Consider the following 13,960-nt stretch of genomic DNA (forward strand, 5'->3'; position numbering starts at 1 on the left):
GAGTGGCAGGTGGTGCGTCCGGTTGCGGGGTGATGTCCACGAGGGTCTCTCCTGACGCTGTCGTCGGGGTGAGGAACCATGTGCGGGAGCGAAGCGGCGCACCGGAGTGTGATGTGCGCCACTTCTTTACGCTGCCTTGTACATCCGCCGCATGACGCGCCGTTAAACCCCCGTCGCACAACCCCCTCAGGGCTTGATCCGTACCTTCAGCGCGGAGCGGTCGTCCATCGCCCGGTAGCCGTCCGGGACGCCGTCCAGGTCCACGGTGCGGTCGAAGACCGGGGAGGGGTCGATCCGCCCGGCGAGCACATCCGCCAGCAGTTCGGGGATGTAGGCGCGGGCGGGTGCGACGCCGCCGCGCAGCGCCACATTGCGGTCGAACATCTGGCGGATGTCGACGCCCGCGCTGCCGCCGTGCGGCACCCCGACATAGCCGACCGCGCCTCCGTCGCGGGCGATGGACAGTGCGGTGCGCATCGACTGCTCGGTGCCCACCGCCTCCAGCACCGCATGGGCACCCTGACCGCCGGTCAGCTCCTTGACCGCGGCGATCGCCTCGTCACCGCGCTCGGCGACCACATCGGTGGCGCCGAAGGAGCGGGCGATCTCGGTACGGGCCTGGTGGCGGCCGAGCGCCACGATCCGCTCGGCGCCGAGCCGCCGGGCGGCCAGCACCCCGCACAGGCCCACCGCGCCGTCGCCGACGACCGCCACCGTGGAGCCGGGCCGCACCCCGGCGGCGAGGGCCGCGTGGTGCCCGGTGGCCATCACATCGGAGAGGGCCAGCAGTGCGGTCAGCAGCCGCTCGTCGGAGGCCGCCTCCGCGGGCAGGCCCACCAGGGTGCCGTCGGCGAAGGGGACCCGCACGGCCTCGCCCTGGCCGCCGTCGGAGCCGGGTTCGCCCCAGAAGCCGCCGTGCGGGCATGAGGTCTGCAGGCCCTCGCGGCAGTAGTCGCAGACGCCGTCGGACCAGACGAAGGGGGCGACCACCAGATCGCCCGGACGCACGCCGGAGACCTCGGAGCCGACCTCCTCCACCACGCCGAGGAACTCATGGCCGATCCGCTGCCCGGGCTGCCGGGCGGCGACCCCGCGGTAGGCCCACAGGTCGCTGCCGCAGATGCAGGCGAGGACGACCCGCACCACCGCGTCAGTGGGGTGGCGGACCGCGGCGTCCGGCACCTCCTCGACGCGGATGTCGTTGGGGCCGTGGATCACGGTGGCGCGCATACCAGGGGTTTCCTTTGCGGGGGTGTCTGTGCCGAGGAGGCTCCGCCGGTCGCGTCCGCTGCTGGCGGAGGGCTCGACGGGGGTGGGCGGCACGGCTGGTGCCGTCGTCCCGGCGAACACCTTATTGCGGGAGGTTCCGGACAGCATCATGCGCCCTGTGCGGCCGCGACACGGTGATCGTCCGATCACTGTCGGCGGTTGCCCTTATGGTGATCCATCATGCACGCCCTCCAGCCCCCGGACGGGGAGGCCCAGTGGACCGCGCCCTTCGCCTGCCCACCGCCGCCCGACTGGCCCGCCGCCTACCCCGAGGGGTATGCGGTGGTCGACGTGGAGACCACCGGGCTGGGGCGCAGCGACCGGATCGTCTCCGCCGCCGTCTACCGGCTGGACGGGCAGGGCGACGTGGTCGACCACTGGTACAGCCCGGTCAACCCGGAGCGTGACCCCGGGCCGGTGTGGATCCACGGGCTCACCAGCGAGATGCTGGAGGGCGCGCCGACCTTCCCCGAGGTGGCGGAGGAGCTGGCGGAGCGGCTCGCCGGGCGGGTGCTGGTGGCGCACAACGCACTCTTCGACTGGAACATGATCGCCCATGAGTTCCGCCGGATGGGCGGCACGGTCCCGGTCCGGCAGCGGCTCTGCACCATTGTGCTCTCCAGGGATCTCCGGCTGCCGCTGCCCAACCACAAGCTGGAGTCGCTGGCCGCGCACTTCGGGGTACGGCAGCAGCGCGCCCACCATGCGCTGGACGACGCCCGGGTGCTGGCGGAGGCCTTCCGGCCCAGTCTGCGCATGGCCGCGTCGGCGGGCCTGGCGCTGCCGCTGACCGCGTGCGTGCAGCCGGTGGAGGCGCCCGACCCGCGCCCCTCCGTGCCGGGGGCCCGCCAGGGGGGCTCCTCCTGGGGTTCCTATCGGCCGTCCCGGCGACGTCCGGCCTGCCCGTACCCCAACCCGGGGCGCTGGCAGGAGGGCGGCCCGCTGGTGCAGGGCATGCGGGTGGCCTTCACCGGCGACACCGCGACCGACCGGGAGCTGCTGGAGGACCGCGCCGTGGAGGCCGGTCTGCATGTCGCCTCCGCGGTGAGCCGGCTCACCAGCCTGCTGGTCACCAATGAGCCGGGCGGCTGGAGCGGCAAGGCCCGGCGGGCCCGTGAGGTCGGCACCCCGGTCATGGACGAGCAGGCGTTCCTGCAGCTGCTGCGGGACGTCAGCCCGTCCACCGCGGGCCCGGGGCGGGAGGCGGCCGTCCCCGGGCAGGGTCCCGCTCCGGCCTGACGACCCCCGCCGGGAGCCGGTCCCGGGGGCAGGGGTACCGTGCCGGTGTGTACCGATTTCTGCTCTCCCGGCGCTGGCTGGTGACGACGCTGCTCGCGCTGCTGCTCGTGCCGACCATGATCCGGCTGGGCTTCTGGCAGCTGCACCGCCATGAGGCGAGAGTGGCCCGCAACACCCTGATCGGCGAGAACCTGGGCTCCAGGCCGGTGCCGATCGGGTCGCTGATGCGGCCCGGCTTCGACGTCCCCAGCGATCTGACCTGGCGGACGGTCAGCGCCGTGGGACAGTACGACCCGGCCGACGAGTTCGTGGTGCGGCAGCGCACCGCCGACGACGGCGGCACCATCGGCTACTTCGTGATCACCCCGCTGGTCACCGCGGACGGCGCCACCGTACTGGTCAACCGGGGCTGGGTGGACTCGGGCGACGACGCCACCGTCTACCCCAAGGTGCCGGCCCCGCCGACCGGCCGGGTCACCGTGACCGGCCGGCTGCGGGCGGACGAGACCAGTCACAGCAGCGGTATCCGCGACCGCGGGGGGCTGCCCGACCGGCAGTTCATGCTGATCAACAGCGACCAGCAGGCCAAGCGGCTCGGCCACCCGGTCCTCGGCGGCTATATCGAGCTGGTCACCACCACCCCGGAGCCCCGGGTCCGCGCCCAGCAGCTGCCCGCCCCCGACCATTCGGACATCGGCCCGCACATGGCCTATGCGGTGCAGTGGTGGCTGTTCACGGCCATGGTCCCGGTCGGCTGGGTGATTCTGGCGCGGCGCGAGGCGAAGGACCTCCGTGACCAGGCGGCGGCCGCTGCTGCGGCCGGCGGCGTCGGAGGGGCCGGGAACGGGGACGGGGAGGACGGCGGCGGCGCGGCACCAGAGCCCGTCGGTGCCACGGCAACCGTCCGCGAGTAGGCCTCGGCCGAACGGCCGAGTGGTGACGCCCGGTCAGCCGATCCCCCGTCGGGCCCGAACGCGCCCTCCCGACACCCTGCGGGGGTGCACCCGGAGGACCGGCGGCCCGGCACGGGGATAGTCGCGCCGCGGGCGGGGAAAGGTCGAAGTGGGGCCGCGCGGGCACCTGACCTCCCGCGCGGCCCCTCCGCATCCCCGGCCTCACCATCCCGGTCCTCGGCGTCAGGGCGCCCGGTGTCCCGCTCCCTCCGGCCGGCTGACCGGTGTGCGCGCCGCAGCGGCGCGGCCCGGCGCGAAACTCCCCGTGGTCCCAAGCAACCCGTTTCGCGGGCCGAAAGGCATCATGGAGCCATGGATCTTGGACTGCGGGACAGAGTCTTCATCGTCACCGGCTCCACCCGAGGGCTGGGGTTGGCCGCCGCTCACCAGCTGGTGGAGGAGGGTGCCCGCGTCGTGGTGACCGGGCGCGAGCAGGAATCGGTCGACAAGGCCGTCGCCGAGCTGGGCGGTCCGCCCCGGGCTCTCGGGGTGGCGGCCGACAACGCCGACGGCAGCACCCCCGAGCGGCTGATCGCCGCAGCCCGGGCACGCTTCGACCGGCTGGACGGTGTGCTGATCAGCGTCGGCGGCCCCCCGGCGGGCGCGATCACCGCGATGGCGGACGACGACTGGCGGGACGCCTTCGAGTCGGTCTTCCTCGGCGCGCTGCGGCTGGCCCGGTCGGCCGCGTCCGAGCTGACCGAGGGCGGGGTGATCGGCTTTGTGCTGTCGGCGTCCGTACGGGAGCCGTTCAGCGGTCTCGGCATCTCCAACGGCCTGCGGCCGGGCCTGGCGATGGCCGCCAAGACGCTGGCCGACGAGCTGGGCCCGCGGGGCATCCGGGTGGTGGGTCTGCTGCCGACCCGGATCGACACCGACCGGGTGCGCGAGCTGGACGAGCTCAGCGGCGACCCGGCCGCCGCCCGGGAGCGCAACGCCGCGGCCATCCCGCTGCGCCGCTACGGCACCCCGGAGGAGTTCGGCAAGGTGGCCGCGTTCCTGATGTCGTCGGCCGCCTCGTACCTGACCGGCGTGATGGTGCCGGTGGACGGTGGAGCGATGCGGGGCCTGTGAGCTCCGGCCGGGCCGGGGCTGCCGTGCGGCGGGCGCCGTAGGGCAGCCCCGGCGGTGGCGGAGGTCAGTCCCCGAGGCCGGCGAGGTCCCGCATACGGCGGGTCTGGGCGGCGCGCTCGGCTGCCCGCTGCTCGTCGTAGCCGCGGTCGACCGCGCCCTGGAGCAGCGCCTTGGTCTCGATGACGGCGTTGCGGGGAGCGGCGAGCAGCGCTCCCGCCAGGTCCCGGGCGGCGGCGTCCAGCTCCGCGGCGGGTACGGCCAGGTTGGCCAGGCCGCCGGCGACGGCCTCCTCGGCGTACACCCAGCGGCCGGTGACGCAGATCTCGAGGGCGCGGGCGTAACCCACCAGGGCGACCAGCGGCTTGGTTCCGGTGAGGTCGGGGACCAGCCCGAGCGCGGTCTCCTTCATGGCGAACTGCACATCGTCGGCCACCACACGCAGGTCGCAGGCGAGCGCGAGCTGGAAGCCGGCGCCCACCGCATGGCCCTGGACGGCCGCGACCGTGATCACGTCGGGCCGGCGCCACCAGCTGAAGCCCTCCTGGAAGCCCGCGATGACGGCGTCGGTCTCCTCGTCGGAAGTGGCGGCCAGCGAGAGGAAGTTGGGCTCGCCGGGGATGCCCTCCGGGGTGAACATCGCGCGGTCCAGCCCGGCCGAGAAGGAGACCCCTTCGGCGCGCAGCAGCACCACCCGCACGCTGCCGGGCAGCGAACTCCCGACGGCGGCCAGGGCCCGCCACATGGCCGGGGTCTGGGCGTTGCGGCGCTTGGGGTGGCAGAGGGTCACGGTGGCGAGGGCGCCGTCCACCTCCAGGCGGACGCCTGCCTGCTCCCACTCCTCCGGCGCGGTCCCGGGGCCGCCGGGTGCTGCCGGAGAGGACGTGGGGACGGGTCGGTCGGCAGGAGTTGTCACGGCAGCCTCCATGGTCTCGGATGGTCCCCCGAAGGGGATGCTACCGAAGAGTAACCATGAGGGCACGACGATCGGCGGCCGGGGCTGGCCCCGCCGCCGATGCGTCCGTTCTGGGTACGGTTGTGGATCGGTACGGTTCCGGCTGGGCGGGCCCGGATCTGTCCGGGTACAGCCCGCCGGTACGGCGGCGGCCCTCTCAGGAGCCGACGACCGCCGCAGTCTTGGCCTTGCCGCGCGTGGCACCGCCCCGGCCCCGAAGGGTCACCCCGGACTCACTGAGCATGCGGTGCACGAAGCCGTAGGAGCGGCCGGTCTCCTCGGCGAGCGCACGAATGCTCGCCCCGGAGTCATACTTCTTCTTCAGCTCGGCCGCGAGCTTCTCACGTGCGGCACCGGTCACCCGGCTGCCCTTTTTCAGAGTCTCGGCCACCCGTGCCTCCTCGTAGCAGTGCTCGGTCGGATTCCCATGATCACCCATGGGGAGCCTCCTGGCCACCCATTCCACAAGGTCGATACGCCAAAATCGCTCGACACCCGTAGTGTCCGCGCGCTGCAAGGGCGCTCACCGTTCACCCGTACGCCCCCGGGGTACGCCGACGGCCCCGAAGAAATACCTGATCAAACCGGTTTTACAAGTAAAACGGAAGTCAAATGGCGGCGCGGGCGCCGCCTGCTGCCGAAAGGCAGCGGCGACGCCCGCGGATATGAACTCTTCTGCGCCGGATGAAGGATCCGTGTCCAGCGCGGTCGGCTCAGGCCAGCGTGACCAGGTCTGCGTAGTCCGCGCTCCACAGGTCCTCGACCCCGTCCGGGAGCAGGATGATCCGCTCCGGCTGGAGCGCGTCCACCGCGCCCTCGTCGTGGGTGACCAGCACCACGGCGCCGCTGAAGGAGTGCAGCGCGCCCAGGATCTCCTCGCGGCTGGCCGGGTCGAGGTTGTTGGTCGGCTCGTCCAGCAGCAGCACATTGGCGCTGGAGACCACCAGGGTGGCCAGTGCCAGCCGGGTCTTCTCGCCACCGGAGAGCACCCCGGCGGGCTTGTCCACATCGTCGCCGGAGAAGAGGAACGAACCCAGGATCTTGCGGATCTCCACCAGGTCCATGTCCGGAGCGGCGGAGCGCATGTTCTCCAGCACGGTGCGGTCCGGGTCCAGGGTCTCGTGCTCCTGGGCGTAGTAGCCCAGCTTGAGGCCGTGGCCGGGCCGCACCTCCCCGGTGTCGGGCTGCTCCACACCGGCGAGCATCCGCAGCAGGGTGGTCTTGCCGGCACCGTTGAGGCCGAGGACCACGACCCGGGAGCCCCGGTCGATGGCCAGGTCGACCCCGGTGAAGATCTCCAGCGAGCCGTAGGACTTGGAGAGGTCCTCGGCGGTCAGCGGGGTCTTGCCGCAGGGCGCGGGCTCGGGGAAGCGCAGCTTGGCGACCCGGTCGCTCTGCCGCACCTGGTCCAGTCCGGCCAGCAGCTTCTCCGCGCGGCGGGCCATGTTCTGGGCGGCGACCGTCTTGGTGGCCTTGGCACGCATCTTGTCGGCCTGCGAGTTGAGCGCGGCGGCCTTCTTCTCCGCATTGGCGCGCTCGCGCTTGCGGCGCTTCTCGTCCGCCTCGCGCTGCTGCTGGTACTGCTTCCAGCCCATGTTGTAGACATCGATGCAGGACCGGTTGGCGTCCAGGTAGAAGACCTTGTTGACCACGGTCTCCACCAGATTGATGTCGTGGGAGATCACGATGAAGCCGCCGCGGTAGGTCTTCAGGAAGTCCCGCAGCCACATGATCGAGTCGGCGTCGAGGTGGTTGGTGGGCTCGTCCAGCAGCAGCACATCGGAGTCGGAGAAGAGGATCCGCGCCAGCTCCACCCGGCGGCGCTGGCCACCGGAGAGGGTGTGCAGCGGCTGCCCCAGCACCCGGTCCGGCAGACCGAGGCTGGCCGCGATGGTGGCGGCCTCCGCCTCGGCGGCATAGCCGCCCTTGGTGAGGAACTCGGTCTCCAGCCGCGAGTACTTCTTCATGGCGTTGTCGCGGGTGGCGCCCTTGCCGTTGGCGATCTTCTCCTCGGAGATGCGCATATTGCGCAGCACCGCGTCCAGACCGCGGGCGGAGAGCACCCGGTCGCGGGCCAGCACATCCAGGTCGCCGGTCCGGGGGTCCTGCGGCAGATAGCCGACCTGGCCGGAGCGGGTGACGGTGCCTGCCGCGGGGATGCCGTCGCCGGCGAGCACCTTGGTGAGCGTGGTCTTGCCGGCGCCGTTGCGGCCGACCAGGCCGATACGGTCGCCGGGACCCACGCGGAAGCTGGCGGACTCGATGAGGATGCGGGCGCCGGCGCGCAGTTCCACGGCGTTGGCGGCGATCATGGCGGAGGACTCCTGGGGGCGGGCCGTTCCCGGGCGCGCGAGAGCGCGTCGGGAGGGGGATCGGCGGGACGGCGGGGGGCCTGGGGTGCGGTGCGGACCGAGTGCCGCTAATGCCCGGAGAGAACAGCCATACGGGTCAGTCTACCGTCCGCCGGAGCGGCCCCCTGCGGATTTCCCCGCCGGAGCCGGGCAGTGCCCGGCGGGGAGCTGCGCGGCCAGCGCGGCCCAGGGGGAACGGCAGCCGGGAACCGGGGCGCCGTGCCCGGCGTCGATCACCCGCACACCCAGCACGGGACCGTCGGCCAGGGTGATCCGCTGCCCGTCCAGCCGGGCCGGCCGTGCCTGCGGCCCGACCCGCAGCCACCAGTGGCGGCCGTCGATCCCGAACCCCTCGGCCCGGCCCGCCCGGGCCGTCCCCGTCCCGTCGCCATCGGCGCAGGGCCGGACGACGACCAGATCGGCATCGGTGCGGGCCGCCCGTGCCGGGTCGTAGAAGCAGTCGGCCGGGGGGCGGATGATCCACCGTATGTCGCCGTCCCGCTCCCGGAAGGCCATCGCCAGGGACGGCGTCAGCACCGCCAGCCACGGCTCCGGGCCGTCCACGGGGTGCAGCACCGCGCGGGCCCGCTCCTGCGCCGTCGCGAGGCCCCGCTGCCGGCCGGTGGCGGCGGGGGCACCGGTGCCGACCGCCGCGGACGGTTCCGCGGTGTCCGCCGCGCTCCCGCCGTGACGCAGCCAGGAGTCCAGGCCCGGAACCGCCCGGTGCCAGCGCACCCGGTGGTCGCCGGGCCGCACCGCGGTGACCAGGCCGTCGTCCCAGACGACCACCGCATCCCCGCCGGAGCGCACCAGGCCGAGTGCGACCGCGCCCTCCCGGCGATAGGACCAGCGGTGTGCGCCCGTACGGCTGTCATAGGCCTCCAGTCCGGGGCCGATCCGCAGTTCCAGGCCGTCGGCCGCCAGCGTCTCCGAGGAGACCGGCCGGGCGTCGCTCACCCCCGGGACCGCGACCCGGTCGCCGAAGGGGACCGGGCGGTTGGCGTACGCGGCGGCGCCGGCGAGCAGCACCAGCAGCACCGCGATCGGGGGCAGGGCCGTTCGGGAGGCAGGCTTGCGCAGCAGCGTACGGACCACGGGCGGAGCGTATCCGCGGCCGGCGAACGCCCCGGCCGGCTTCCGGCGACCGGGAGGCGACGACCCGGCGAACATCCGCCGGACCCGGGTCAGGCGAGTCCTGGGGTCTCCAGGGTGAGGGTGCCGGCGTCGGCGTCCAGAACGGCGGGCACTCCCAGGGGGACCGTCAGGGTGGTCGGGCCGTGGCCGAAGCCCAGCTCCCACACCACGGGAACGCCCAGCGGGGCCAGCCGGTCCAGCATCAGGCCGCGGACGCGGTCCGCCGGACCGCAGTCGGCCCAGGAGCCGAGGGCGATCCCGGCCACGCCCTCCAGGGCACCGGAGCGCAGCAGCTGGGTGAGGATCCGGTCCAGCCGGTAGAGGTCCTCGCCGACGTCCTCCAGCAGCAGAATCGCGCCGGCGAAGGACGGGCGGGCCCAGGGGGTGCCGCGCTCGGAGGCGAGCATGCTGGCGCAACCGCCCGCGGTGATGCCGCGGGCCCGGCCGGGGACCAGGGTCTCGGCGGTGGCGGAGGTGATGACCTGTGCGCTGTCGGGTTCGAAGAGGGTGCGGCGCAGGTGCTCCGCGGTGCGGTCGTCCTTGACGAAGGTCAGCGCGGCCGCCATCGGACCGTGCACGGTGGCCAGGCCCAGGCGGACGGCGAAGGCCTCGTGCAGCACGGTGATGTCGCTGTAGCCGACGAAAACCTTGGGTGTGGCCGCACGCATCGCGTCCCAGTCGAGCAGGTCGGCGATGCGCTGGGCGCCGTAGCCGCCGCGGGCGCAGACGACCGCGGCGACGTCCGGGTCCAGCCACGCCCGCTCCAGGTCCCGGACGCGGTCGGCGTCGGTGCCGGCGAGGTAGCGCAGTCCGGGGTGGACGTCCAGCACATGCGGGGCCACCTCGACCTCGAGGCCCCACGAGCGCAGGATGCCGCAGCCCAGGTGCAGCCGCTCGGCGGGCACTGATGCGCTGGGTGCCACCACGACCACCCGGTCGCCGGGCGCCAGCCGGCGGGGACGGGTGAGGGGGCGGACAGGCTCGGCCATGGGGCGCCTCCTGGGCTGGGTTGGCGGTTCTCTGCTCGATCCTCACACGCCGACGCGCCGGGCGGGGACCCGCCCCGCCGCCGGGAACGGGTCAGCGGCCGGGGGTGAAGGCCTGGGTGTAGAGGGCGAGTTCGGCCTCCAGGGCGGTGATGATGGTGTCGGCGCGGCGGAAGCCGTGCCCCTCGCCGGGGAAGGTGAGGTAACTGTGCGGGACGCCCCGCTCGGCGGCGCGGTCGACCAGCCGCTGGGCCTGCGACGGCGGGCAGATGACGTCGTCCAGGCCCTGGAGCAGCAGGAAGGGCACGGTGAGCCGGTCGGCGTGGGTGACCGGGGAGCGGTCGCGGTAGCGGTCGGCCGCCTCGGGCAGCGGGCCGATCAGGCTGTCCAGGTAGCGGGACTCGAAGTCATGGGTCTCGCCGCCGCTGCTCCACCCGGTGAGGTCCAGCACGGGGTAGCGGATGGCGCCGCAGCGGTAGAGGTCCGTGCCGGTGAGGGAGGCGGCGGTGGTCCAGCCGCCCGCGCTGCCGCCGCGGATGGCCAGCCGCAGCGGATCGGCGGTCCCCTCGGCGGCCAGCGCGCGGGCTGCGGTGGCGCAGTCCTCGACGTCCACCACTCCCCACTGGCCGCGCAGCCGGTTGCGGTACTCGCGGCCGTGGCCGGTGGAGCCGCCGTAGTTGACCTCGACCACGCCGATGCCCCGGCTGGTGAAGTAGGCGATCTCCAGGTCCAGCACCATGGGGGTGCGGCTGGTGGGTCCGCCGTGGGCGAAGACCACATAGGGCGGCAGCTCGCCCGGCGGCGCGGTGAAGTCGGGGTTGCGCGGCGGGTAGAGGTTGGCGTGCACCTCGCGGCCGTCGAGGCCGGTGAAGGTGCGGGCCGTGGGGGCGGGGAGGTGGGCGGGGTCCACGGGGTCGGTGTGGGGGTGGCCGACGACCCGCGCGGTGAGGTCGTCCGGGTCGATCTCGACGACCTCCCAGCCCCGGGCCGGGCCGGCGCCGACGGCGGTGATCCGGCCGCCGCGGGCGTCCAGGGTGGCGGCCCACTCGGTCCATGGCCCGCTGACGTCGGCGAGGGTGCCGTCGGCGGGGTCGAGGATGCCCAGGCGCAGGTCGGCGCGCCCGTGGACGGTGGCGATGCGGCCGTCGGGGAGCACCGCGAACCAGCGCAGGCCGATCCGCCAGAGCGGTCCGCCGAACTCCTCCTCCGCCGGGCGGAGATTGACCGTCTCGCCGGTGTCGGCGTCGATGCGGTGCAGGTTCCACCAGCCGCCGGGGTCGGTGGCGGCGGCCAGGGTGCGGTCGTCCAGCCACTCGGCCTGGCAGACGGCCTGCTCGGGGCCGCCGGCGACGGTGCGGGGACGGCTGAGAGTGCCGTCCGCGGTGATGTCGGCGATCCGCAGCTCGGTGCCGTCCCAGGGCATCGCGGGGTGCTCCCAGCCGATCCAGGCGACCCTGCGGCCGTCGGGTGAGACCCGGGGTCCGGTGACGAAGTGCCGGTCGGCGAGCAGCTCCCGCACGGCTGACGGGTCGTCGGCCGCGGAGCCGTCCAGCGGTACGGCGACGAGGGAACGCCGCACATCAGTGGGGCCGGGTCCGTGGAAGGCCTCCCGTACGCACCAGATCTCGGTGCCGTCCGGGGCGGCCACCGGGTCGGCCCAGCGCAGCCGGGCGGGGTGGCCGGACTCGGGGGTGAGCGGCTGCGGGGTGGCGCCGGGGGTGTCCGGCTCAAAGCGGTGGAGCCGCTGGTCCGCGAAGTGGGTGAAGACCGCGACCGGGCCCCGGTCGGCCGTGGCGGGCAGCGCCGTCCACGGAGTGCCGCCGTACTCGATGACCCGGCTGCGGACATTCCAGGGCGCGGGCAGCAGCGGGGCGGTGGTGCCGTCGGCGCGGCGGCGGACCAGGGTGATCCGGCCCTCCTCGGCCGGGCGCGGTTCGGTCCACCAGGTCTCGTCTCCCACGGCGGCGACCCAGTCGGGGCGACCGTCGTGGGCGGCGGCGTGGCGGGCGGTGACGGGGGACCGCCAGGTGCCGTGGGGAGCGGTGGTGGGCATGGCCGCAGATCCGCCTTCCGGGGATGTCACGGGGTGTCAGCCGACGTTCGAGAGGAAACGGTCCAGGACCCGGACGCCGAAGTGCAGGCCCTGTACCGGCACCCGCTCGTCGACACCGTGGTAGAGGCCGTGGTAGTCGAAGCCGGGCGGCAGCCGCAGGGGCGAGAAGCCGTAGCCGGTGATGCCCAGCCGGGAGAACTGCTTGGCGTCGGTGCCGCCGGACATGGAGTACGGCACCACATGGGCGCCCAGGTCATGGGCGAGCAGCGCATCGCGCATCGCAGCGAAGACCGGGGAGTCCACCGGCGCCTGGAGGGGGATCTCCCGGTGCTGGTACTCCCAGGCGACATGGGGGCCGGTGAGCCGGTCGAGCGTGGCGGTGAACTCCTCCTCGCCGCCGGGCAGCACCCGCCCGTCGACGGCTCCGCCGGCCGAGCCGGGGATGACGTTCACCTTGTAACCGGCCTGCAGCATGGTGGGGTTGGCGCTGTTGCGCAGGGTGCCGGCGACCAGCGCGGCCGCGGCGGGGTCCAGCCGGGCGACGAACTCGTCCACGCCGGTGCCCGCGGGGTCGTCCAGGCAGGCCGGGTCCAGCGGGGTGCTGGTGGCCTCGGCAAGGGCGATCAGCGCCGCCCGCACGGTGGGGGTCATCCGCAGCGGCCAGCGGTGGGCGCCGATGGCGGCCATGGCGGTGGAGAGCCGGGTGACGGCGTTGGACGGGTTGGGCTTGGAGCCGTGCCCGGCACGGCCGTCGGCGGTGAGGCGCAGCCAGGCGGTGCCGCGCTCCCCCGCCGCCACGGGGTAGAGGCGCTGCCCGGCCGCGGTGTGCACGGTGTAGCCGCCGGACTCGCTGATGCCCTCGGTGCAGCCCTCGAAGAGGTCGCGGTGGTGCTCGGCCAGCCAGGCGGAGCCGGCTGCCGCGCTGTCCTCCTCGTCGGCGGTGAAGGCCAGCACCACGTCGCGGCGGGGACGGCGGCCGTCGCGGGCCCAGCCCCGGGCGACGGCGATCATCATCGCGTCCATGTCCTTCATGTCGATGGCGCCGCGTCCCCACACCTCGCCGTCGCGGATCTCGCCCGAGAACGGCGGCACCGCCCAGTCGGCGGCCTCGGCGGGCACCACGTCCAGATGGCCGTGGACGAGCAGTGCGGGCAGGTCCGGTTCACTGCCCTCGATCCTGGCGACCACATTGGCCCGGCCGGGGGCGGACTCCAGCAGCCGGGGCTGCAGGCCGGCCTCGTCCAGCAGCGCGGCGGCATACTCGGCGGCGGGCCGCTCACGGCAGTCCCCGCCACCGCGGTTGCTGGTGTCGATGCGGATCAGCTCGGAGGTGAACCGGACGGCTTCCTCGCACAGCAGGGCGTCGGCGGCGGGCTGCGCCTCCCGGACGGTCTCGGTCATGGGCCGGTCCCCTCGGGTCGTGGATCTTGCCTTTCCGGCCACCGTAGCCGCCCGGAGGGCAGCCCGGCAGCGCGGCGCGGCCCGGGTTCACCGGTGCCGAACGCATGCGGCGGGTTCATTCTGGAGTGTCAGCCGATATCCGTGACGGGTTGAAATCAGCCGATATGGACGGCGGGGCGGTTACCGTCCTCGGCTGATGAACCGCCACCCCGTGCGCACATCCCCCAGGTGGTGGGCCCGTCCTGGCCGTCCGCGGAGAGCGCGACGGTGGTGCTGCCCGGCCGTTCGGCGGCCCGGGGAGGGCGCGCACGTCCAAGGGTGGCGAGCGCTCGGTGGCGACCCGGCGCGCGTCCCGGCAAGCCGGGTGGTGGACGCAGGCCTGGTGGAGCAGCAGGCGCGCCACCTCATAGCGGCTGCGGGGATGAGCCCAGCGCCGCAGGGCACGTCCCCCAGGCCGGGGGCGCCAGCGCGGCCCGGTGGGGCAGGGTGCCGTCCACCTGGCCCCGCTGGGCGCGGTGAGGACGTCCGGCAGCGGCGTCCTGCGGCAG

Annotated in this window: 11 protein-coding genes; 3 read left to right on the forward strand and 8 right to left on the reverse strand. The window is 74.1% G+C overall.

Going from position 1 to position 13,960, the window contains the following annotated elements; genetic code table 11:
* Positions 1–186: 186 nt before the first annotated feature.
* Entirely contained in the window at positions 187–1,230 is a 1,044-nt protein-coding gene (locus tag AB0761_RS11010) for a zinc-dependent alcohol dehydrogenase family protein (protein ID WP_377268798.1), read from the reverse strand.
* Positions 1,231–1,449: 219 nt separating this feature from the next.
* On the opposite strand from AB0761_RS11010, the gene AB0761_RS11015 reads away from it, so the two are divergent.
* From AB0761_RS11015 to AB0761_RS11025, 3 genes are all read left to right on the forward strand, one after another.
* On the forward strand, positions 1,450–2,508 hold the full coding sequence (locus AB0761_RS11015; RefSeq protein ID WP_377268799.1) for a DEDDh family exonuclease: 1,059 nt from the start codon (positions 1,450–1,452) through the stop codon (positions 2,506–2,508).
* 47 nt (positions 2,509–2,555) lie between these two features.
* Positions 2,556–3,422 (forward strand): SURF1 family protein, encoded by an 867-nt coding sequence (locus AB0761_RS11020; RefSeq protein WP_377268800.1) that lies wholly within the window; start codon positions 2,556–2,558, stop codon positions 3,420–3,422.
* Between the two features lie 351 nt (positions 3,423–3,773).
* The gene (locus AB0761_RS11025; RefSeq protein WP_377268801.1) at positions 3,774–4,535 is read left to right on the forward strand and encodes an SDR family oxidoreductase; all 762 of its coding nucleotides are present in this window, start codon (positions 3,774–3,776) and stop codon (positions 4,533–4,535) included.
* Between the two features lie 64 nt (positions 4,536–4,599).
* Here AB0761_RS11025 and AB0761_RS11030 read toward each other — a convergent pair whose 3' ends face one another.
* From AB0761_RS11030 to AB0761_RS11060, 7 genes are all read right to left on the reverse strand, one after another.
* On the reverse strand, positions 4,600–5,448 hold the full coding sequence (locus AB0761_RS11030; RefSeq protein ID WP_377268802.1) for an enoyl-CoA hydratase/isomerase family protein: 849 nt from the start codon (positions 5,446–5,448) through the stop codon (positions 4,600–4,602).
* 196 nt (positions 5,449–5,644) lie between these two features.
* Positions 5,645–5,878 (reverse strand): helix-turn-helix domain-containing protein, encoded by a 234-nt coding sequence (locus AB0761_RS11035; protein ID WP_377274010.1) that lies wholly within the window; start codon positions 5,876–5,878, stop codon positions 5,645–5,647.
* Positions 5,879–6,200: 322 nt separating this feature from the next.
* Positions 6,201–7,799, reverse strand: a complete 1,599-nt coding sequence (locus AB0761_RS11040) for an ABC-F family ATP-binding cassette domain-containing protein (RefSeq protein ID WP_377268803.1) — start codon at positions 7,797–7,799, stop codon at positions 6,201–6,203.
* 141 nt (positions 7,800–7,940) lie between these two features.
* A complete protein-coding gene (locus AB0761_RS11045; protein WP_377268804.1) occupies positions 7,941–8,933 on the reverse strand; it encodes a hypothetical protein in 993 nt (330 codons plus the stop codon).
* An 89-nt stretch (positions 8,934–9,022) separates the two neighbouring features.
* Positions 9,023–9,961 (reverse strand): LD-carboxypeptidase, encoded by a 939-nt coding sequence (locus tag AB0761_RS11050; RefSeq protein ID WP_377268805.1) that lies wholly within the window; start codon positions 9,959–9,961, stop codon positions 9,023–9,025.
* Positions 9,962–10,052: 91 nt separating this feature from the next.
* Positions 10,053–12,011, reverse strand: a complete 1,959-nt coding sequence (locus tag AB0761_RS11055) for an LpqB family beta-propeller domain-containing protein (RefSeq protein WP_377268806.1) — start codon at positions 12,009–12,011, stop codon at positions 10,053–10,055.
* Between the two features lie 36 nt (positions 12,012–12,047).
* Entirely contained in the window at positions 12,048–13,412 is a 1,365-nt protein-coding gene (locus tag AB0761_RS11060) for a M20/M25/M40 family metallo-hydrolase (protein WP_377268807.1), read from the reverse strand.
* Positions 13,413–13,960 lie beyond the last annotated feature (548 nt).

Source organism: Peterkaempfera podocarpi (genome assembly GCF_042466665.1).
Lineage (GTDB): Bacteria > Actinomycetota > Actinomycetes > Streptomycetales > Streptomycetaceae > Peterkaempfera > Peterkaempfera podocarpi.